The sequence below is a fragment of the Eubacterium sp. An3 genome, from assembly GCF_002159465.1.
Classification (GTDB): domain Bacteria; phylum Bacillota; class Clostridia; order Lachnospirales; family Lachnospiraceae; genus Anaerobutyricum; species Anaerobutyricum stercoris.
Genome location: NZ_NFIR01000002.1, coordinates 300,275 through 321,000, shown reverse-complemented (window position 1 = coordinate 321,000; position 20,726 = coordinate 300,275). Strand labels below are relative to the sequence as shown.

Here is a 20,726-nt window from a genome sequence, read left to right as displayed (position 1 = left end):
GGAGAGACTGGTCACAGTCGGGAAAAAGTATGCAGAGAGTAACTAATCAGGCGTTATTTCAACATTTAGATAAAACCATTGCTTCCGTATTATTCGAGGAGAACACCTATCCGTGGGAGGTCCTGCCAAAGATTCATGATTTCATTCTTGAGGTGGGAATGCTTCTTTCCAAAGAGGAGTACGACGAGGTGAAGGAGCATGTGTGGGTGGCAAAGTCCGCCACAGTTGCGCCGACGGCCTTCATCAACGGTCCGGCCATCATCGGTCCGGAAGCGGAGATTCGTCATTGTGCTTTCATCCGGGGCAATGCCATTGTCGGTGAGAAGGCTGTGGTGGGGAACTCCACAGAGTTAAAAAATGTAATCCTCTTTGACCGGGTGCAGGTACCTCACTATAATTATGTGGGAGATTCCATCCTTGGTTACAAGTCCCACATGGGAGCCGGCTCCATCACTTCCAATGTGAAGTCAGACAAAAAGCTGGTGGAGATCCGTATCGGCGATTATAAAATCGAAACCCGCATGAAAAAAGTAGGAGCTATGCTCGGTGATTATGTGGAGGTGGGCTGCGGTTCCATTCTGAACCCTGGTTCCATCGTCGGACGGCATACGAACATTTATCCGCTCTCCAGCGTGCGGGGCTATGTGGACGCCCATTCTATTTATAAGAAACGTAACGAGATTGTGCCGAAAGATGAATATTAATATGCAGATTGATTATATATTTTGATACATTTGCATTATAAATCGATTTATCGGTAAATAAGACATAACAGGAGACAGACATGAGAATTTCTTTCAGAAAAACAGTACTGTTGGCAGTTTTCTGTGTCTCATCTCTCTGCCTGCTCACCGGCTGCGAGCCGTCGGAGCGGAAAGTGCTCTCCTCTTCTTATTATAAGGAGCTGCAGCAGGAGAATCAGAAGCTGGAAAAACAGGTGGAGAAATTACAGGAGGAGGCTGCCGATAACAGCCCTACTGTGGATGAAGAGCGCGCAGTGGATTACCTTGACAAGATTGCGAGAGATAATCTTGTGCGTCTGGAAGTCGGCTACGCCGACAACATGGATGGCAGCGAGTTTGTGGACAATGAGGCGGCTTTTACCTTTGCGACTTTACTTGCAAAGCGGGCGGATCTGACGCAGAAGTACACCCCGGAAGAGGTGGAAGAAATGTACGGTCCGGGGTATGAGTACATTTTATATGACGAAGATAACGCGGTCTACGAAGTGTATGTGTACGGCGGCAATTACGTTGTTTTCACGGATTTGCCTAACAATGTATATTATGTATACAATGCTTCCGCCCTTGGCGACGCATTTCTTCATTACCGGAACGGCTATCCGAACTCCAGTCTGCTTCATCGCCTGGCGGACTCCGCCCTCATCATCGACGAGGCGGGGATGTTCTACGAGAACGAGACAGCCTTTGCGGCGGCCAACAGCATCGACCAGATGGAGAAAGAACGCTCCAGCCGCAGGGAGGCAAGGAGAACCTGGCGGCAGGAGGAGCGGGAAGAATCAGGTACAGGACGGCCGAAGCCTGTGACCTATACCTTCTATCATCATGGCAATACCATGGTGCTGACCATGTTTGACAGTTTTTATTGCATTGAGAATATGGACGGAAAAAGAACCTGGTACCGGGCGGCCGAGGAAGACGTAAATCAGCTTAAGGACCTCTTTACCCAGGCGTCCGCACAGATGCAGGAAGAGATCAATGAAGGCAGTCAGAACAGCCAGGAAGAGGAGACGGAGGAAGAACCGTCCCATTCCAGCGAGATTGAAGAAGAAAGCGATGTGAGCAGCCTGGATGAAGAAGAATAAAAAAGAAGAATGATAAAGAAATGAGAGAACCGGCGCGGGGCAAGGTCCTGCAGCCGGTTTTTTTGACAGAATGATATACAGTTTAGCCATGACATCTTGGAAACTCGCTGCAAGAGCAGCTTATCCGGTGCTGCGCGCTTGTTTCCCCGATTGTGGCAGAACGCCATATGCCTGTCAGTCAAAAATCTCATCCAAATTAAAAAAAAGTATGGACGAATTGAATAATTTATGAGAAAATAAACTACATGTGAGGACGTTTGTCTTGACTTAGGGATTACATACGTAAGTCGATCACAAAAACAAATCAATTTAAACCGAAAGGAGTAATAACATGATTATTTCACAAGAAGTCGAAAATATGTGTCCAGTAGCTCAGGGCGTACATCACGGAGCTGCTCCTATTCCAGAAGAAGCAAAATGGGTGAAAGCCAAAGAAGTTAAAGACATTTCCGGTTTTACGCACGGTATTGGCTGGTGTGCTCCTCAGCAGGGTGCCTGCAAATTAACTCTGAATGTCAAAGAAGGTATCATCCAGGAAGCTCTGGTTGAGACTATCGGCTGCTCCGGTATGACTCATTCCGCAGCTATGGCTTCTGAGATTCTGCCGGGTCTTACCGTTATGGAAGCTCTGAATACAGACCTGGTTTGTGATGCAATTAACACAGCGATGCGTGAATTATTCTTACAGATTGTTTACGGCCGTTCTCAGTCTGCATTCTCCGAAGACGGACTTCAGGTTGGCGCTGGTCTTGAGGACCTTGGAAAAGGCCTTCGTTCCCAGGTTGGTACTATGTACGGAACCCTTCAGAAAGGACCTCGTTACCTTGAGATGGCAGAAGGTTATGTAACAGGAATCGCATTAGACGAAGACGATCTGATTATCGGTTACAAGTTCGTAAGCCTTGGAAAGATGACTGACTTCATCAAGAAAGGGGACGACCCTAACACAGCATGGGAGAAGGCTTCCGGACAGTATGGCCGTGTTGCCGATGCTGCCAAGATTATTGACCCTAGAACAGACGAAGTAATTGGTTAAGCAGGAGGTAAGGAATAATGGCATTATTTGAATCATATGAGAGAAGAATTGATAAAATTAATTCTGTATTAAACAGCTACGGCATTGCTTCCCTGGAAGAAGCAGAGAAGATTACAAAAGATGCAGGTCTTGACGTGTACGGCATGGTAAAAGGCATTCAGCCAATCTGTTTTGAAAACGCATGCTGGGCTTACACAGTAGGCGCTGCCATCGCAATCAAAAAAGGTGCAAGAAAGGCTTCTGAAGCAGCAGCAGCCATCGGCGAAGGCCTTCAGGCTTTCTGTATCCCTGGCTCCGTTGCAGAGAACAGAAAAGTTGGTCTTGGACATGGTAACCTGGGCAAGATGCTTCTGGAAGAAGACACAGAGTGTTTCGCATTCCTGGCTGGTCACGAGTCCTTCGCAGCTGCAGAGGGCGCTATCGGTATCGCTGAGAAAGCCAACAAAGTACGTCAGAAACCGCTCCGTGTTATCTTAAACGGTCTCGGAAAAGACGCTGCTCAGATCATCTCCCGTATCAACGGTTTCACATTTGTTGAGACAGAGTACGATCCATACACAAACACTGTAAAAGAAGTATTCCGCAAATCTTACTCCGAAGGTTTACGTGCGAAAGTTAACTGCTACGGCGCTAACGACGTTTGCGAAGGTGTTGCTATCATGTGGAAAGAGAACGTTGACGTTTCCATCACAGGTAACTCCACCAATCCTACACGTTTCCAGCATCCGGTAGCAGGTACATACAAGAAAGAAAGACTGGAAGCCGGCAAGAAATACTTCTCCGTTGCATCCGGCGGCGGTACAGGACGTACCCTTCATCCGGACAACATGGCAGCAGGCCCTGCTTCCTACGGTATGACAGATACTATGGGACGTATGCACTCCGACGCACAGTTCGCAGGATCCTCTTCCGTACCGGCTCACGTTGAGATGATGGGCTTAATCGGAATGGGTAACAACCCTATGGTTGGTGCTACAGTTGCAGTTGCCGTTTCCGTAGAGGAAGCAGCAAAGGCTGGTAAGTTCTAAGAAACCGCATAAGTCAGACAAACTGTCAGCTGAGATGGCAGATAAATATTTAGTACGAAAGATAACCGCATTGGTCCCGGTGGCCAATGCGGTTTTTTTGATACAGAAAATTTTTTCGATATATTAACATATTGGTGGAAATGTCAGCAAAGTGTTCATAACAATAAAAAAACCGGCCCCTCGGACCGGCTTTTATAAAAAGAGAGAAAAGTATGAAAAAAATCTATCAAATAATAGCTTCTGTGTTATTTGATGGTTTTATTTTACAGCAGGTTTGTGAACAGCATGTGAGCGAAGAATAACGATTATCTGAAGAAAACTTACGGAAATGTGACGAATTGCACAGGCATAAAAGAAGAAAAATTGACAAATAGTGTTATAAACTCTAAAATGTAAAAGAGTTCGTTAATAGTAGATGGAGAAAAAATATAATGATTATATGGAACATATTTTTGATGATTGTGTTATTTGTTTTCTTAATGAGCATTTTTATTATACAAAAAGGAAAAAGGAATAAAGCGTTAATTGATAAAAATCAGAATGAAGTTTTAAAATTAGGATATTTGTGCGGGATTGCAGGAACATATAGTAAAAAAGAGTTTTCTATACATTCGGGAGATGAAATACGTATAGGGAGAGATAAGCGTAACAATGATCTAATTATTCAAAATGATGATATAAGTAATAAACATTGTATCCTTTTTTATGACGGAAAAGAGAATCAATATTATGTAAAGGACTTGTCAGAAAAAGGAACATATTTAAGTTCAGGGCAAAGAATAAAATATAACCAGTTTACCAGGATAATTCCAGGAAGTGTTATTTATTTAGGAAATAGAAATCAATCCTTCCAAGTAGGGGAAAAAGAATAATAATATAGTATATTTTGATTAATGCAGAAAGAAGGGGGGCTTTTCATTACATTTTTATGGCATTTTATGTTATCAATATTGAAATTATGGGTCAAAGAGAGTAAAACAAATGTATAATTGAATAAAGGGGGAGGGTTAGTATTGTATAAATAGAAACAAACGGGTTTATTTTGGAAATATTAAATAATGAGATTAAAAACAGTCAGAAACAATTCATTTAGGGAAGAAGTGTGTTAATTATTATGAAAAAAATCATCATAACAATAGTAATGACAATGTGTATGTTTTCTTTATCGATTTCAGTAAATGCAGCAACAGAAAAATCGGACGGGAAAAATATGACAAAAGTTATCAAAAATTTTAAGAAAGGAAATATGACAAAAGCTCAAAAGTATAGTGACCGACTCAGTGTGACGGCAAATGAGGAATGTGTAAATAATATGTCGCTTAAAATGAGAAATGCTTATCAAAAAGTGCTCAACAAGCTACCGAAGACAGGAATACCTGGTATGGGTGTGACATATTTATGGGATTATTTTTATTCGGATATTGATAATGATAATAAGGCAGAACTTTTTTTAACAAAAGGAACTTGTTATGGCGATGTGAGACTGCATGTTTATCGATATAAAAAAGGGAAGGTGGTAAGTTTAGGATCAGTAGAAGCAATTCATTGTAATTTCTATGCATATCCAAAACATAAAGGGATTCTGATGATGAATAACGCCAGTTGGACAGGAGACTATTCTCTGTATCGTGTTGTTTTGAAAAAAGGCAGATTAAGAAGCAAGTACATAGGACAATATCACATGACAGGGACAGTAAGATTTCGTTTGGGATGTAGTTTGTAATAAAACTCAGTGGTAGCTGAGCGGATATGAATATGGTACTTGCATTGTGGATAATCAAATATCCACATGCAAGTATTTTTTACAAAAGATAGCTGAGTTTTTGTAAAATAAAATCAGAATTTATATAATAATAAATACATTAAAATATATAGATGGAATTTTGAGAGAAATGTGAGGAAGATACAAAATGAAAAAATTATACTCAATTATGGAGGAATTATTAATAGTAGAAGCGGAGTTGAATGCTTTAAAAACTGTTACATCAATAATAATAGAGAATTATAAAAGTCAGGAAAAACAAAATGAGGAGGATATACTGTATGTGATAAATATATATTTAGAATATGTAAATGGAAATATGAGAAAAAGTATAAACACTTTAGATGAATTTCTTGCAACCAGGAAAAAAGGGTAGAAATAAGCAGTATCTTTCATTAAATTGAAAAATACTGCTTATTTTTTTGGATACTCCCTTTTGATATTGCTTACTCCTGTAATGTAGTCCATAGATACATTATAGAATTTTGCAAGAATAATAAGATTGTCAATGGGAATTCTCGTTTTTCCGCTTTCGTAATCAGAGTATGTTCGTTGACCTATATGAAGAAGATCTGCGATTTTCTGTTGTGTTAAAAAATTATCTTCCCTGATTTCTCTGATTCGTTCGTTATATTTGATAATGATTACCTCCTGATTTTTATTATAGAGTTCATAAAACTATATTTTTGCACTTCTAAAAATAAATCAAATGCTCTGTGCAAATAGAAAAAACTTTCCATATACAGTATAAATTAGAAAATAGATAAGAATTGACAAATAGAGTTATAAACTCTAAAATATGAATAGGGATATTAGATATTATGCGCTGTAAAATGAAAATAAATTTTAAAAAGGGTATTTTTTTTATTATGCAGCAAAACGGGTATGGAAAGATAACAATAAAAGGAACCAGATATAATAGAGAAGATGGAGGAAAGTATGAGAAAAGCAGGAGTAAAAAGGGTAGTGGCTGCTGTGTTAGTAGGTATTTTAATGATATCTGATACAGTTTTCGCTTCAGATGATTATCAGGTACAGACGAAAAATACGGTGGTAGACGCTGCAGACGCTCACGTGATCGTGCAGGATACTGCTGGAAAGTATGGTCTGATTGATCAGGACGGAGAAGAAGTCATTGCCTGCGAATACGATAATATGTCTTTTCCGGAAGATACGGAAGAGTATGATTATGTGATCGTTCAAAAGGGAGACAAACAGGGAATTCTTGACTATGAGGGAAAAGAATTGGTGGCCGTGCGGTATGACAGCATCACACCCTACGTTGACGGTAATACGGTGGCGGCGGGAAGAGACGGCGTCTGGACATATCTTTATGACGAAAAAGGCAAAGAAGCAGGTAGGCTGGAAGGACAGTATGAGGTAGTGTCCGATTACTTCTTTAAAAGCGATGCAGATTTAAAAAATGATAAAGATAAACAGATTTTTACATTTGCTGAGAATAATCTGTTGAGTCCGGACGATGGAAATGGAGAAGATGCAGGAAAGGCCCACTGTCTGAAAATAGGAAAATACATTGCGGCGGATTATTATGTATCGGAAGGCGCAGAAGACAAAGAGAGCGCAGGAGATATGAGCATCAGTCGCTATGTGAAGATATTTGACAGAGACGGTAGTGGGTATGCGGATGTGAAGCCGGAAGAATCCTGGGCCGATGATGATGAACAGACGGAGAATTTGACGGCGGCAGCAAGTCTTGAGGATGTGATATCTGATCATTCTCTGAAGGTGAGAGTTCAGATAAGCGGTGAGAAAGATTCTTATCGCATTTATGATATAGAGAAAGCAACCTATAGTGAGAAATACAGAGACATCGGTACGTTTATTGATGGGAAAGCCTTTGCGTTGGATAAAAATAAAGATTTGCAGATTATTGATGAGAGCGGAAAAACGATTAACGATGAATCTTTAAATATCGACGGTTATTCCAGAAAATATGATGAATCTGGCGATAAAGCGTATATTTTATTTAAGAAAAAAGGAGAGAATACTGACTGGAAACTATTCAGTCTGAAGACAGGTCAGGCTCTGCCGGAAACCTATGAGGAAGTTATTTTTAAAGAGCATCAATATGTGATTGTTGGAAATGAAGATGGGAAATATGGCGTCATGAACCGGGATGGGAATATGGTAATCCCATTTGGAGAGTATGGAAAAGAAGTTTTGGAAGCCGGTTTCTATTCTGATAATAGCGTCTGTATCACAGATACTTCAACCAGTAATAAGATCATTCATTTCTATGAATCAGTCCTGGAAGAGAAAGAGAGTACATTTCATGTTCCCATTGCGGTGGTGATAGTCATAGTTGTCGCCGTTGTCCTGGTTATTGCTCTGGTTGTGCTTCTGATGCGGAGGACACACAGAAGAAAAGAAGAAGAAAGGATGGAGCAGGAACGAAGAGAGCAGGCCAGACAGGAAGCGGAAAGGCGGAAGAGACAAAATCAGCAGAACCGGAGTCCAATCTATGGGCGGGAAAATGTGCGGATCATTCACAGTGACAGAGCAGACTACGTCATGGACAAAAGTGAAGGCCGGCAGACGAGGCCGGCGTTTCAGTCCTCAGGAATCATCCGGGGACTCCGGGGCGATTATGCAGGCAGGGAAATCCCGATTCGACCGGGTCAAAAGATTCGCATCGGAAGAAGCCATGGGGATAATGATCTGGTGGTCAGCAGCATCAAAGCCAGTCGTCGGCATTGCATTGTTACTTATAGTGAGGATCAAAAGGGATATTTTGTAAAAGATCTGTCTTCCAATGGAGTTTATCTGGCACAGGGAACCCGACTTCCGAAGAATGTGGATGTGCCGCTGCCGGCGGGCACTGTTATTTTCCTTGGAAATGAACAGTTATCTTTTGAATTGAAATAAAACAGAACAAATAATCAGGGGATAAAAGAGAGGGAGAACAATGAATGAGAAAAGAGAACAGCGCCGATGTCTCGGGTGTATGAAAATGTATACATCCTTTGACAATATCTGCCCCCATTGTGGTTATGTCAACGACTCTCCGCCGGAAGAAATGTATCATCTTTATCCGGGAACGATGCTGGACGGACGGTATCTCGTCGGAAAAGTCATCGGTTTTGGAGGTTTTGGCGTTACATATATTGGCTGGGACGAGAAACTGCTTCGAAAAGTAGCTATCAAAGAATATCTGCCGGGAGAGTGCGCCACCAGAATTCCCGGCGATGAGAATATCACAGTGTTTGAGGGGGAAAAAGAAAAACAGTTCCAGAAAGGGATTAACGCTTTTATGGAGGAAGCCCGTAAATTGATGCAGTTTCAAAATTATCCGGCCATCGTCAATGTCTATGACTGTTTTGAGGCCAACGGCACCGCCTACCTTATCATGGAATATCTGGAAGGCAGGACATTGCAGAAACTGCTGGAAGAAAAGAAACGGCTGGATGTGGACGAGACGATACAGATCATACTTCCAATCATCGATGACCTGCAGAAAATCCATGAGACAGGTGTTATTCACCGGGATATTGCCCCGGACAACATTTTTATCACTGATGAAGGCATGGTGAAACTGCTGGATTTTGGTTCTGCACGGTTTGTGGCGCTGGCTCAGAGTAAAAGCCTCAGCGTTATCATCAAGGCGGGATACGCGCCGCCGGAACAGTATCAGTCCAAAGGTAATCAGGGCAGCTGGACGGATGTCTACAGTCTGGCCGCTACCATGTACCGGATGCTCACCGGCGTTGTACCGGAAGAGGCGCTGGAGAGAATGGCAGATGACCATCTGCTCCCTCCTTCCAGGTTGGGGGCAAAGCTTTTAAAGAATCAGGAGACAGCTTTGCTGAACGCCCTGAATACCTCTGTGGAGAGCCGGACAAAGACGCTGGGAGAATTCAAAGAGCAGTTTCTGTCATTAAAGACCGTGGTGAGGCAGAAGGATGAGCGACGGGGCGGGCAGAAGATGACCAGAAAAAAGATTGCCCGTATCGGGGCTGCCACGGCAGCTGTTTTGTGTATTGCAGCGGCGGGTCTTTTTGGCACGGGCGTCGTCCGCCCGGGCGGCAGCGCCATTGAGCAGAAGATTGATTACAGCAGCGGCCTGGTGGGAAATTATAAAGGTTTCTTTTACGATGATGTAAAAGATGACGCTAAGGCCAACGGCATCAATCTGGAAGTGGTCAATACCGCCAATGATGCCAACGGCGACAGTCTCTCTGACGATACCATCGGAAAGATTCTCAGCCAGACGCCGGAGGCGGGTTCTTCCCTGGAAGAATGTAACGGAACCATCCGTGTGGTCATCAGCGTCGGTACTAAGCAGAGTCAGGTTCAGGATTATCGGGGATATACGCTGGAAGAGGCGCAGAAAATGGCGGAAGAAAATAATATTTCCCTTGTGGAAAAACAGGAAGAAGCAGGTAATGTTCTGCCGGGCTACGTATTGGCGCAGGACTCTCAGCCGGGAGAAAAGATTGCGAAGGATTCTGTACTGGAGGTCACGGTGTCTTCCGGACAGACAGTTTCCGCCGGAGGAGATGCGGATGGAGAAAATACTTTTAAAATGCCGTCATTATCGGGGAAAACTTTTGATAAGGCATTAAAGCTGGCAGAAAAATATGGCTTTTTGATAGGCATACAGACGCATCAATATAGTGTGGAGACAAAAAAGGGGACGATTTGTGCGCAGACAGTCGCTGCCAAGACGGATGCCGCCGGAGGAACGGAAGTTTTGGTGACCATCAGCGACGGACCGGAACAGATGAAGGTGCCGGACGTCATCGGGCAGACTCTGGCCGAGGCTACCAAAGCCATGGAAGCACAGAAACTGAAAGTGACGACGACGGAAGAATATAACGATGTTTACGGCAGCCAGTATGGTGAAGGAGATGTCATGGCCCAGAGCGTAAAAGGCGGAACCACGGTAGATGAGGGAACAGAAATCACGTTGACCGTAAGCCGCGGCGCAGAGCCGGAAGCGACCACCTCAGCGCCATCATCTTCAGGAAGAAGCTCTGGCGGAGGCAGTTCCAGTTCGGGAAGCAGCTCCGGCAGCAGTTCAGGCGGAAGTTCAGGAGGCGAAAGTAAGAAAAAGAATACGACAACGAAGAAGAAGAAAAAATTTGATACAGGGGATTGGGTAACCGCTCCAGAATAAAAAGACGAGGAGGGATAAGATGAAAAAAAATGGAACATTGTTCATATTTACATTATTTATTACGATAATGTTCTTTTGTTGCCCTGTTTATCTCCAGGCACAGGAAGATAAACCTGACGCATGTTGGAGTAACTGGTCGAATATAAAATGTTCATCAGCCGATGGATGTAATGCTCAGGCTGTATATGAAAAATGCGCTTTTTTTATTAATTTCTGGAATCCAAATGGGAACCTTGGTTTGAAAACGATCAGTGTTACTATCAAGAAAAATGGAACGACTGTTGTGAGTAAAAGTGCAAATGTTTCGAATAATTATGGAAGTATTTTGCTTTCTCTGGATGAAAAAGGATCATATACGGTGGAGAGAAGCGCTACTACTTCTTCCGGAGATACTTTGACATGGGATGATGCCACACTAAATTTGCAGGCGTTGGAAGATTGTGGAGCAGGACTGAAAGTATCAAGCTCAAATATATCACTCAGCATGACGGGAACCAAAACTTATATGTTAACGGTGACAGGAACCGGTCCGGTGCCAGCAAACCATGGATTTACAATCACATCTGCAAGTTCTAATTTATCATATGAATGGCAAACAGATTCCTGGCATGATACGACAGGAGATGGGATAAATGAATCAGCTAAATTGGAGATAACTGCGGAAGGAGGCGGAAAAGGAACTATAGCGATTGCTTATAAAGAAGGAACGACAGATACAACGCTGGCAACCAAAACAGTCACAGTGACGGTAGGCCCGCAATATACTATAAGTTACAACGCGAATGGAGGGAGCGGAGCACCGTCATCACAGACCAAATATTACGGGAAAACGTTGACTTTGAGCAGTATAAAGCCAACCCGAACCGGATATGATTTTGTGGGCTGGGGAACCAGCAGCAGTTCGACCAGCGCAAGTTACCAGCCGGGAGGAAGTTATACGTCGAATTCAAGCAGGACATTGTATGCAGTATGGAAATTAAAAGAATATACCATAAGTTACAACGCGAATGGAGGAAGCGGAGCACCGTCATCACAGACCAAATATTACGGGAAAACGTTGACTTTGAGCAGTACGAAGCCAACCCGAACCGGATATGATTTTGTGGGCTGGGGATTGAGCAGCAGTTCGACCAGCGCAAGTTACCAGTCGGGAGGAACTTATACATCGAATTCAAGCAGAACGTTGTATGCAGTATGGAAATTAAAGGAATATACCATAAGCTACAATATGAATGGAGGGAGCGGCGGTCCGTCATCACAGACCAAATATTACGGGAAAACGTTGACTTTGAGCAGTACGAAGCCAACCCGAATAGGATATGATTTTGTGGGCTGGGGGATAAGCAGCAGCTCGACCAGCGCAAGTTATCAGCCGGGAGGAAGTTATACGTCGAATTCAAGCAGGACGTTGTATGCAGTATGGAAGCCAAAAATATTTTATGTAAACTACGACACGAATGGAGGGAGCGGAGCACCGTCATCACAGACCAAATATTACGGGAAAACGTTGACTTTGAGCAGTACAAAGCCAACCCGAACCGGATATGATTTTGTGGGCTGGGGAACCAGTAGCAGTTCGACCAGCGCAAGTTATCAGCCGGGAGGAAGTTATACAGAAAATGCTGATATAACGTTATATGCAGTTTGGGAAAAACAAAATATTACGGAGTCAGATACATCAAATCATGGAGATTCAGAAAATATTTTGCCACAATCAAAGGTCGACCAAAAATATTCTGTAGAATATAATTTCAGTGGATTATCCAGGGGAACAACATATGAAGGATTGTTGAATAAAGGAGATACAATATTAATTCCAAATGAAGTACCGCAACGTTTTGGATATCGTTTTGTGGGATGGAGAAATGTATATGGTAATAAATCTGTTTTATATAAACCAGGCGATAAGATGAAGTTGGAAGGAAATGTCTTTTTTGAAGCAGAATGGGAAAACATGCAAAGATTACCTACGGTGAAAATCACAAAAGCCCGGAATATAAAAGTAAAATACAAAGGCAAAATCCAGAAAACAATAGAAATCAAATGGAAAAAGAAAAAAGGTTTAGATGGCTATTATATTTTCATTTCTAATAATAGAGATTTTGACAATGCATTGATGAAAAGAGTAGGAAAGAAAAAGGGAAGTTATTTATTAACGCCTAAAAAAGCGAAACAACTGAAAAGAAAGTTGAAGCAAATTAAATTTGTGAAAATAATTGGGTACAGAGAAATAAATGGGACAACTTATTTTACGCAAACAACTAATAAATCATTAAAAAAGATAAAATAAACTTCCTACGGAGGAAAAGTAATGAAAATAAGATGTATGGGATGCATGGAGGAATACGATTCCTATTTTGACGTATGCCCCCGGTGCGGTACAAGGCAGAACGTCATGACTGATGGCGGTTCCGGCCTGAAACCGGAGACGATTATCAAGCAAAGATACATGGTCGGACTGTCTCTGGATACGGACGATATCAGTACAACCTATATCGGCTATGACCTGATTGATTTAAAAAGGGTGATTGTCAATGAATATGAGACGATTCCCAATGATATTCTATCTTTCCGAAAGATTGATGTGCCGGGCATAGTAACTGTGCTGGATGTGTTTGTGGAAAGAAGACGGAAGTATGTTGTGACGGAATATGTGTCCGGAGAGACGCTGGAAGCAAAGCTTTTGTCGGAGGAGCAGATGTCGCTGGATGAGGCACTCAGTTATATGATGCCGGTCATGGAGATTCTGGAAATGCTTCACAGAAAAAGGCTTTATCATCTGAAGGTAAATCCCAATAATATTTTTCTTACAGATTCCGGTGAAATCATGGTGATGGCGCCAGGAGTGTATCAGTCGGTCATTGGACGTCACAGAAAGAAAAATGCGCCTGCCGATGAAGTGTTTTACATGGCGCCGGAGCTGAAAGATGGTTCAGAAAATGAGGGCGGTGCAGCGGATATTTACAGTGTATGTGCCATATTGTACCGGATGATCACAGGGGAGATACCAGTCAAAGGAGCCGACCGGAAAAATGTGGAAGTTCTGTTGAACAGCGAGAAAAAAGCGGCTGCGGATTCGAGAAATAACGCGATTATCAATGGGATGATCTCGGATGTGGATATGCGTACCCGGGTTATGGGCAGGCTCATTGAGCAGCTGACTTCCATCTGGGAAGTGGAGCGGGCAGACTTACCGGAACCGTCGGCGGCTTCTGCGCCACTGCAGAAAACCGGCGGAAGTGTCACCTATGAAGATACAGGAAAAAAAGCATTCGGTAAGGCGCCGCTGATCGTGGGACTTTTGGTGGTTGTGGCAGCGGCAGGAGTCTTTGGATTTATGAAAATGCGCAGCGATGCGCCGGCAACCGTGGCCAGGAAAACAGAGCAGGCCGCCGCAGTGGTTCCAAATCTGGAGAAAAGCAGTAAGGAAGATGCGGCAAACATGTTAAGCAACAATGGTATTGAGTTGGTTGTGACAGATACCTGGATTAATGAGACGGTACCGCAAGGCGACATATTAAAGCAGACACCGGAATGGGGAGAGAAAGTTCCTGAGAGCAAACAGGTGTCGGTTATCCTGAGCGCTGGCAAGGATCCGGTTACCCTAGCCGAAAAGGGAATTTTCCAAGAGCGACCGGAAAGTTTTGACAAAAATGCAGATGTCAACGGAAATATTGCTGTGGCTACGAAAGGATATAATAAGGAGAAGGTATTGGAGGAGAACGGTTTTATCCTCTCCGGTTCCGATTCCAGCGAAAGCTATATTATTCCGGGATATATTCTGTCCATCAGGAAATCGGATACCACCAGTATGACTTCCGAAGGTGATACAGATACCGGAAATGACGGCAGCGCAGAGGAAATGGTTGCGACAGACAATGAAGAATCTGCGGAAGTCCAGACCAACACAGAACTGCCCGACGGCTGTGCGCTCACAGTAACTACTTCAAAAGGAATGGAGGGACTGGATAGCTCACAGACTATTAAACTGCCAAAACTGGCAGGGAAGAGTTTCGACGAGGCATATAGCGAGGCGGAGAAAAATGGATTCTATATTGGTCTGGCCGATGAGACAGAATACTCTATGGAACGGCCGGGATTGATCAGTCATATGAGCTTACTGGAAACAGCGGATGCCACTGAGGGCAAAGTTGTGGAAGCCGGTAAAAAACTGACGAAGGGCGCTAATATTCTGTTGACTCTCAGCGAAGGACCGAAGGCAGTGACTCTGAATTCTTCTTTTTTAGGGGAAGATGCGGACGAAGTAAAAGCTGACCTGGAAGATAAAGATGGGGACTACCGGTTAAAAGTAGAGAGAACAGATGCCTATAACGATGCATATGAAAAAAATTATCCGGCAGGAACCGTGATGAAAATAGAAAAGGTTTCGTGCAAGCATACAGGTTGGGGACTGGATGGGAATTTGCATTGGGGCGATACCGTCAGGATCATTGTCAGTGATGGATCGCGTCCAACTACAGAAGCGCCAACACCGACCACACCGGCGACAGGAGGTTCACACTCTGGAGGAAGTTCTGGCAGCAGTTCTTCCGGAAGTTCCGGAAGTGATTCCTCGAGGAGTTCCGGAGGAACATCTTCCAACGGCGGTAAAAAGCCTTCATCTGAACAAAAGAGAGAGATAGAGAATGACGCAACAAACGAGTAAAACAACAAAGGAGATGAGAAAGATGAGAAAAGTATGTATGTTTTTTCTGCTTCTTGTGGTCGGAATTTTGTTTTCCGGCCTGGGACAGGAAGAAGTGGAAGCGGCGGAAAACGGTACGCCGACCGATATGGCTGAAAACGTCAAGAGAGTTGAAGAAGACGGGGTCATTCCAAATGTGGAGAATGGATATCAAGACTTGACAATTGCAACAGGTGTGAAGGCTATTATCGAAGAGGGTAACCCAGTAACCATCAATGGAACGCTCACACTAGAAGAAGGCGCTGTGTTGAACATATACTGTGATGTTACGATTAAAGGGGAAATTGACGACGAAAACGATGAAGGGACAGACAATAATGCAGATGAAAATGTCGATGTAAATGGAAAGTTCAATAAAAAGATGGGTGAAGGGACACAGGAAGAAGGACAGAAATTAGAGGTCAAGGTGGTGTCCATCGCAAACGGAGCACAGATAAACATTATCAGTGGAACTGTGCGGATTGGAACGGATGAAACTGAAACGAATTCAAATGTGACTAAAATTATAGAGAATTACGGATTGGTGCGTTTGAATCTATCATCGGAAACTTCTCTGTTGGTGTCAGAAGAATATGAATTGCGACCAAACGCATCGATAGGTGAGACAGATGCAGATGAAAAAGAAACGGATGATGCGGATAAATTACCTGTTATTGTTAATGAAACCATGGTGCCCGAGGAAGATATTATGGGGCAATCAGATGACACCGGATTTTTATGTGCCATCTATCTTGGAGAAGGGTGGAAGGATTTTGTTTCCTGTGAATATTGTGAAGAAGGGATAACTCCAAAAGGTATTATCGAAGCCTTTATCAAGGATGATTTTTGCTTGTCAAATTATGGTTATATGTTTAGTGATGTGGTTAATATTTGGAATGTCCAAAATGATTATTATAAATATAAAGATTTTACGTACAAGCCAAAGAGGACAGAAGTAGAGCAGCAAGTTACTTATTATAAGGAACTGCCATTTTATATTAATGTGAAGGTAATCCCGACAAATATTTCAGAAGACGCTTACCCGACGGAAGAAAGAGAAAAAATCTTGAAAGTACAGGAAGGAAGTACGCTGGAGGATGTGAAAGATCAGCTTGTAACAGGATTTACTTTTGTTGATAATTTGAATACTCCAGTGGGTGCTGCAGGTGGGCCATATACATTTTACGTCAATTACGCGGATAACAATGCAATTAATTATAATCCGATACCGATAAAAATTGAAGTGACTGCAAAACCATCTATCCCATCCGCCCCGGTAACAGGTCTCTCCAAACCAACGCCGGGTGATCCGACGGTGGAGACGCCAAAGCCATCTGTCCCGGCTCCGTCCACGCCGGTTCCGGAAACCCCGTCTACTGCCAGTGAAGGGAAATGCGGCGACGATGTTACATACCGCTACAAAGACGGCGTATTGACAATATCCGGGAAGGGAGCCATGACGGACTTATCCTGTCAGAATACGAAAACTCTGGAGGAAGACGCCTCGGCGGGACGTAAGAGCAGCTATGGCGGTATGGACGCCTATGCGGAAAAGACGAAAAAGATTGTCATTGAGAGCGGCGTTACCCGTATTGGAAGAGGAGCCTTTGCTTATTTTAAGAATCTGGAATCAGTACAGATTAAAGGCGGCAAAAAAGCAAAGTTGTCCGTGGGACAGTATGCTTTTGCCGGGTGTGGGAAGCTGAAAAAAGTTTCCATGAAAAATGTGAAGGAAATCAACTTTTTCGCCTTTGGAAATTGTAAATCACTGAAGAAACTGACGCTCCGGAAAGGAGTGACCAGCATTGGAAAATCTGCATTCTATGGCTGTAAAAAATTGAAAAGTATCAATCTTCCATCAACCGTGAAGGAAATGGGCGATTATTGCTTTTATGGCTGTAAGAAGCTGAAAACTGTGAAGGTAAACGGCAACATAAAAAAGGCAGGAAAATATATGTTTTATTCTGCTGGCAAGAAAGCTGTGATCCGATGTGCCAGCAAAAAGGCAAATAATTGCAAGTTTGTAAAAAAAGCGAATGCGGAAGGCATAAAGATAAAAAGAAAATAAAATCACATCATATATGTCGCGGCCATTGCCTGATAACAATACCGCGTCATACAAAAGGGAGAAAAAATGGGAAAGTTAAATGAAAAGTTGAATTACCTGGCCTATGCAGGTCTCGTGGTGGGTTCTACGGCATTTATGTTTATTATGACGTTGATTCTTGGATTGGTAAACAGTTTGGGGGCCACTATGGCTTTAACTGCGATTTCCTGGATATATGTGATAGCCATGATTGTAGCGTCAATCTATTTGAAATATTTAAGATGTGAGGCTATCCATAATCTGAATATGGCCTGTGGTCTGAAAGAGAATGGGGACAGATCAAATAAATCTCAGAATTTTGTCATTGTGGATTTGCTGACGTCAGTTACACTGGGAATCTATGGGCTGTACTGGGTGTATCGTCAGGAAGCCAGAATGATTGAAATTGGCAGAAGCTATAAAATCAGCAACCAATTTGAAAGTGAAACCAAGAAAGCATTTATTTTTATTATAGCGGGCCTAGCATGTAAAATCGTGGGAGTTATTTTCTTTATTGCCTATCTTGGTGCTGTTGCCGACAATTTCCTGGTGTTTGCCCTGCGGGGAGAAAGCGGCGGTGAGATCGCTCTGCGTATTTTTGCTCTCTTATTTATTTTGGCGGGAATAGTATTGGATGCAGCCGGTTATTATCTATTTTACCATGATATCAATATCTTAAGCGCTGCTTTTAACCGGGAAACCTATAACGGAACATTCATCGTATGTGACAGGCACCGGGACAAACTGAAAGGTGGTAATGGAAATGGTGATCTTAAACAGGTGAAACCGATGGACGGTAAGGTGCGTATGTTGAGCGGGCAGTACGCTGGTAGCGAAATCCGTTTAAAGCCGGGGGAGAATATTGTGATTGGAAGAGAGCCAAGTAAGTGCGATTTGATCTGTTCATCGGAAAAAGTATCCAGAGTACACCTTTCGATTGCCTATCGGGCAGTAGGCGGAAAAGGTGAATATTTTGTGAAAGATATGTCCACCAACGGAACCATAAGCTCCAAAACAGGAAAACTGCCAAAGGAACAGGAAGTAAAACAGCCGGTGGGTGCGGTGCTGACCCTGGGTCAGTCAACAGAATCCATTCAGCTTCTGTGAGAGGAAGAGAGAATACATATGCAAAAACGTTGTTTGAATTGTTTTAAAGAGTACGATGCTGTTTACGAGGTATGTCCCCACTGTGGTTTCGTGGAGGGAACGCCGCCGAAGGAATTGTATCACCTGCACCCGGGAGAGATACTTCATGGAAAATATATTGTAGGAACTGTAGTTGGATATGGCGGCTTTGGCATTATCTACCGGGTGTGGGACGCCCACATGGAACAGGCGGTCGCCATCAAGGAATATTTTCCCAGCGGTCTTGTAAACCGGACGCCGGGACAACGGGACGTTATCGTATATTCCGGAAAAAGTCAGGAGATTTTTGAAGCGGGACTGGAGAGATATCTGCTGGAAGCAAGGAATATGGCGGCTTTTTCCCATCCTAACATCGTGAGCCTTTTTGATTTCTTTGAAGAAAATAATACGGCTTATATCGTTATGGAATTGTTGGATGGCATTTCTCTGAAAACTTATCTTCTCCAAAATGAAGGAAAATTGAGTTGTGAAGAAATGTTGGAAGTGATGCTTCCCATCATGGATGCGCTGGAGGAAATGCACAAACACAATATTATCCATCGTGATGTGAGCCCGGATAATATTTTCCTCTGTACGGGTAACCGGATGAAACTGATAGACTTTGGCGCTGCAAGATTTTCTGATTCCAAAAAAGAAGAGACCCGTTCCATTGTATTGAAACCGGGATACGCGCCGCCGGAGCAGTACCGGGGAAAGAGCAGGCAGGGCCCATTTACCGATGTGTATGCGGTGGGAGCCTGCATGTATCGGGCCGTGACAGGGGCGATGCCGGAGGAATCGTTGAACCGCATGATGGAAGATACGCTAAAAGAGCCAAAAGAGCTGGAGCCGGATCTGCCGGATGATGTCAATACGATCATTTTAAAAGCCATGGCCCTGTCTCCGGAGTATCGTTTTCAGACAATAAGGGATATGAAAGATGCGCTGGAAGGCAAAAAAACTGTCACTTCCTATCAGGTAGAGATCAAAAAGCGCCGTCGGTTAAGCAGAATTGCGGCCGTTGTCGCCTTTGTGGGTGTCGCGGCGATCGCAGGGGGGCTTTATTATGGAGTTGTCAATCATACCAGACTGCTCAGAGTCAGCAATTACAAAGGCAATGTGAATTTCTATGTGCCGGAGAGCCAGGTGGACTACTACAAAACCATTGAGCAGGATTTTGAGATGGATAATGATGGGGAGGATATCACCATTGTGGCGGTGCCGGATGATTCTTATAAAGAAGAAGTACTGGCCGATGCAGGAAAAGAAGAGGGAGCAGTTCTCTTTTTCAGTGATACATTTTCAGAAGAAGAGATGGGAATGGCGGAGAATCTTCAGAAACCGGTTGTCGAAAAGCTGGGGGATCTGGAACACAATTTTTATTATCTCTCCGAATTTTATAAGACGGAAGCCAACCAGAAATGTCTGCCGCTGAATTTTTCCGTACCGCTGATTGTGGAGAATACCAAAGTCGGAGTTAAGATGAGCGGTCCGGTCCAGAGCGCCGGGGATTTAGATTTAAAACCGAAGCGGAAGAAAAAGGGCAATGCAGCCGTTTATAAGATAAAGGACAGCGTGGCGGCACAGGCGGAAGCGTTGTCAGTGGATGCATCGCAGACGGTGGACAGTGAAACGGGCATACAGCAGATGACTGACAATACCCTTGGATATTACATTACGGACTGGGCAGATTATAAGGCGTTGGTAACCAATACTTCCAATGTGGAGACGGATATCCTGTATCCGGCGGAAAAAGTGCAGATGACAGCAAAAATGTGCAATTACCTCAGTATCTCCGAGGATGCCCATATTCAGGCCCGGATGATTGCGGAAGATTTTGCCCAGTACATTATCAACAGTCAGGCCGCTTACTTATCTTCTTTCCAGGAAGATGTGCTTCCGGTCAACAGAGACGCAGTGGAATCTTTCACCAATATATGGGTGCTGAGTCTGGCTTCTTCTGTCAGTGAAGAGGATGGAAAAACACAATTTACACAGTATCTGGATCAATGTACGCCGGAGAAATAGGAGGGGATTGCTGTT

At 43.4% G+C, this 20,726-nt stretch carries 15 protein-coding genes; 14 read left to right on the top strand and 1 reads right to left on the bottom strand.

What is annotated here, in order from left to right:
- Positions 1–29: 29 nt before the first annotated feature.
- The 7 genes from B5F87_RS03775 to B5F87_RS03745 all read left to right on the top strand — a co-directional run bounded on the left by B5F87_RS03775 (position 30) and on the right by B5F87_RS03745 (position 6,027).
- Entirely contained in the window at positions 30–704 is a 675-nt protein-coding gene (locus B5F87_RS03775) for a UDP-N-acetylglucosamine pyrophosphorylase (protein ID WP_087276988.1), read from the top strand.
- An 80-nt stretch (positions 705–784) separates the two neighbouring features.
- On the top strand, positions 785–1,825 hold the full coding sequence (locus tag B5F87_RS03770; RefSeq protein ID WP_087276985.1) for a hypothetical protein: 1,041 nt from the start codon (positions 785–787) through the stop codon (positions 1,823–1,825).
- A 331-nt stretch (positions 1,826–2,156) separates the two neighbouring features.
- On the top strand, positions 2,157–2,861 hold the full coding sequence (locus tag B5F87_RS03765; protein ID WP_087276982.1) for a hypothetical protein: 705 nt from the start codon (positions 2,157–2,159) through the stop codon (positions 2,859–2,861).
- A 17-nt stretch (positions 2,862–2,878) separates the two neighbouring features.
- The gene (locus B5F87_RS03760; protein WP_087276979.1) at positions 2,879–3,889 is read left to right on the top strand and encodes a GGGtGRT protein; all 1,011 of its coding nucleotides are present in this window, start codon (positions 2,879–2,881) and stop codon (positions 3,887–3,889) included.
- 431 nt (positions 3,890–4,320) lie between these two features.
- Positions 4,321–4,761 carry an FHA domain-containing protein gene (locus B5F87_RS03755; protein ID WP_087276976.1) on the top strand — a complete coding sequence of 147 codons (441 nt, stop codon included), beginning with the start codon at positions 4,321–4,323 and terminating at the stop codon, positions 4,759–4,761.
- A 230-nt stretch (positions 4,762–4,991) separates the two neighbouring features.
- Complete coding sequence (locus B5F87_RS03750; protein WP_143405185.1) at positions 4,992–5,612, top strand: hypothetical protein; 621 nt, start codon at positions 4,992–4,994, stop codon at positions 5,610–5,612.
- 187 nt (positions 5,613–5,799) lie between these two features.
- On the top strand, positions 5,800–6,027 hold the full coding sequence (locus B5F87_RS03745; protein WP_087276970.1) for a hypothetical protein: 228 nt from the start codon (positions 5,800–5,802) through the stop codon (positions 6,025–6,027).
- A 38-nt stretch (positions 6,028–6,065) separates the two neighbouring features.
- On the opposite strand, the gene B5F87_RS03740 is transcribed toward B5F87_RS03745, so the two are convergent.
- Complete coding sequence (locus tag B5F87_RS03740; RefSeq protein WP_343215724.1) at positions 6,066–6,272, bottom strand: helix-turn-helix transcriptional regulator; 207 nt, start codon at positions 6,270–6,272, stop codon at positions 6,066–6,068.
- A 318-nt stretch (positions 6,273–6,590) separates the two neighbouring features.
- On the opposite strand from B5F87_RS03740, the gene B5F87_RS03735 reads away from it, so the two are divergent.
- From B5F87_RS03735 to B5F87_RS03705, 7 genes are all read left to right on the top strand, one after another.
- Positions 6,591–8,537, top strand: coding sequence for a WG repeat-containing protein (locus B5F87_RS03735; RefSeq protein WP_158096941.1), 1,947 nt, complete (start codon positions 6,591–6,593; stop codon positions 8,535–8,537).
- 40 nt (positions 8,538–8,577) lie between these two features.
- Complete coding sequence (locus tag B5F87_RS03730; protein ID WP_087276964.1) at positions 8,578–10,788, top strand: Stk1 family PASTA domain-containing Ser/Thr kinase; 2,211 nt, start codon at positions 8,578–8,580, stop codon at positions 10,786–10,788.
- Positions 10,789–10,807: 19 nt separating this feature from the next.
- Positions 10,808–13,078, top strand: a complete 2,271-nt coding sequence (locus B5F87_RS03725; RefSeq protein WP_087276961.1) for an InlB B-repeat-containing protein — start codon at positions 10,808–10,810, stop codon at positions 13,076–13,078.
- Positions 13,079–13,099: 21 nt separating this feature from the next.
- The gene (locus tag B5F87_RS03720; protein WP_087276958.1) at positions 13,100–15,454 is read left to right on the top strand and encodes a PASTA domain-containing protein; all 2,355 of its coding nucleotides are present in this window, start codon (positions 13,100–13,102) and stop codon (positions 15,452–15,454) included.
- A 22-nt stretch (positions 15,455–15,476) separates the two neighbouring features.
- Positions 15,477–17,540, top strand: coding sequence for a leucine-rich repeat domain-containing protein (locus tag B5F87_RS03715; RefSeq protein ID WP_158096940.1), 2,064 nt, complete (start codon positions 15,477–15,479; stop codon positions 17,538–17,540).
- A 66-nt stretch (positions 17,541–17,606) separates the two neighbouring features.
- Complete coding sequence (locus B5F87_RS03710) at positions 17,607–18,665, top strand: DUF4234 domain-containing protein (RefSeq protein WP_087276952.1); 1,059 nt, start codon at positions 17,607–17,609, stop codon at positions 18,663–18,665.
- Between the two features lie 18 nt (positions 18,666–18,683).
- Positions 18,684–20,711, top strand: coding sequence for a serine/threonine-protein kinase (locus B5F87_RS03705; protein WP_087276949.1), 2,028 nt, complete (start codon positions 18,684–18,686; stop codon positions 20,709–20,711).
- The last annotated feature ends 15 nt before the right edge of the window (positions 20,712–20,726 follow it).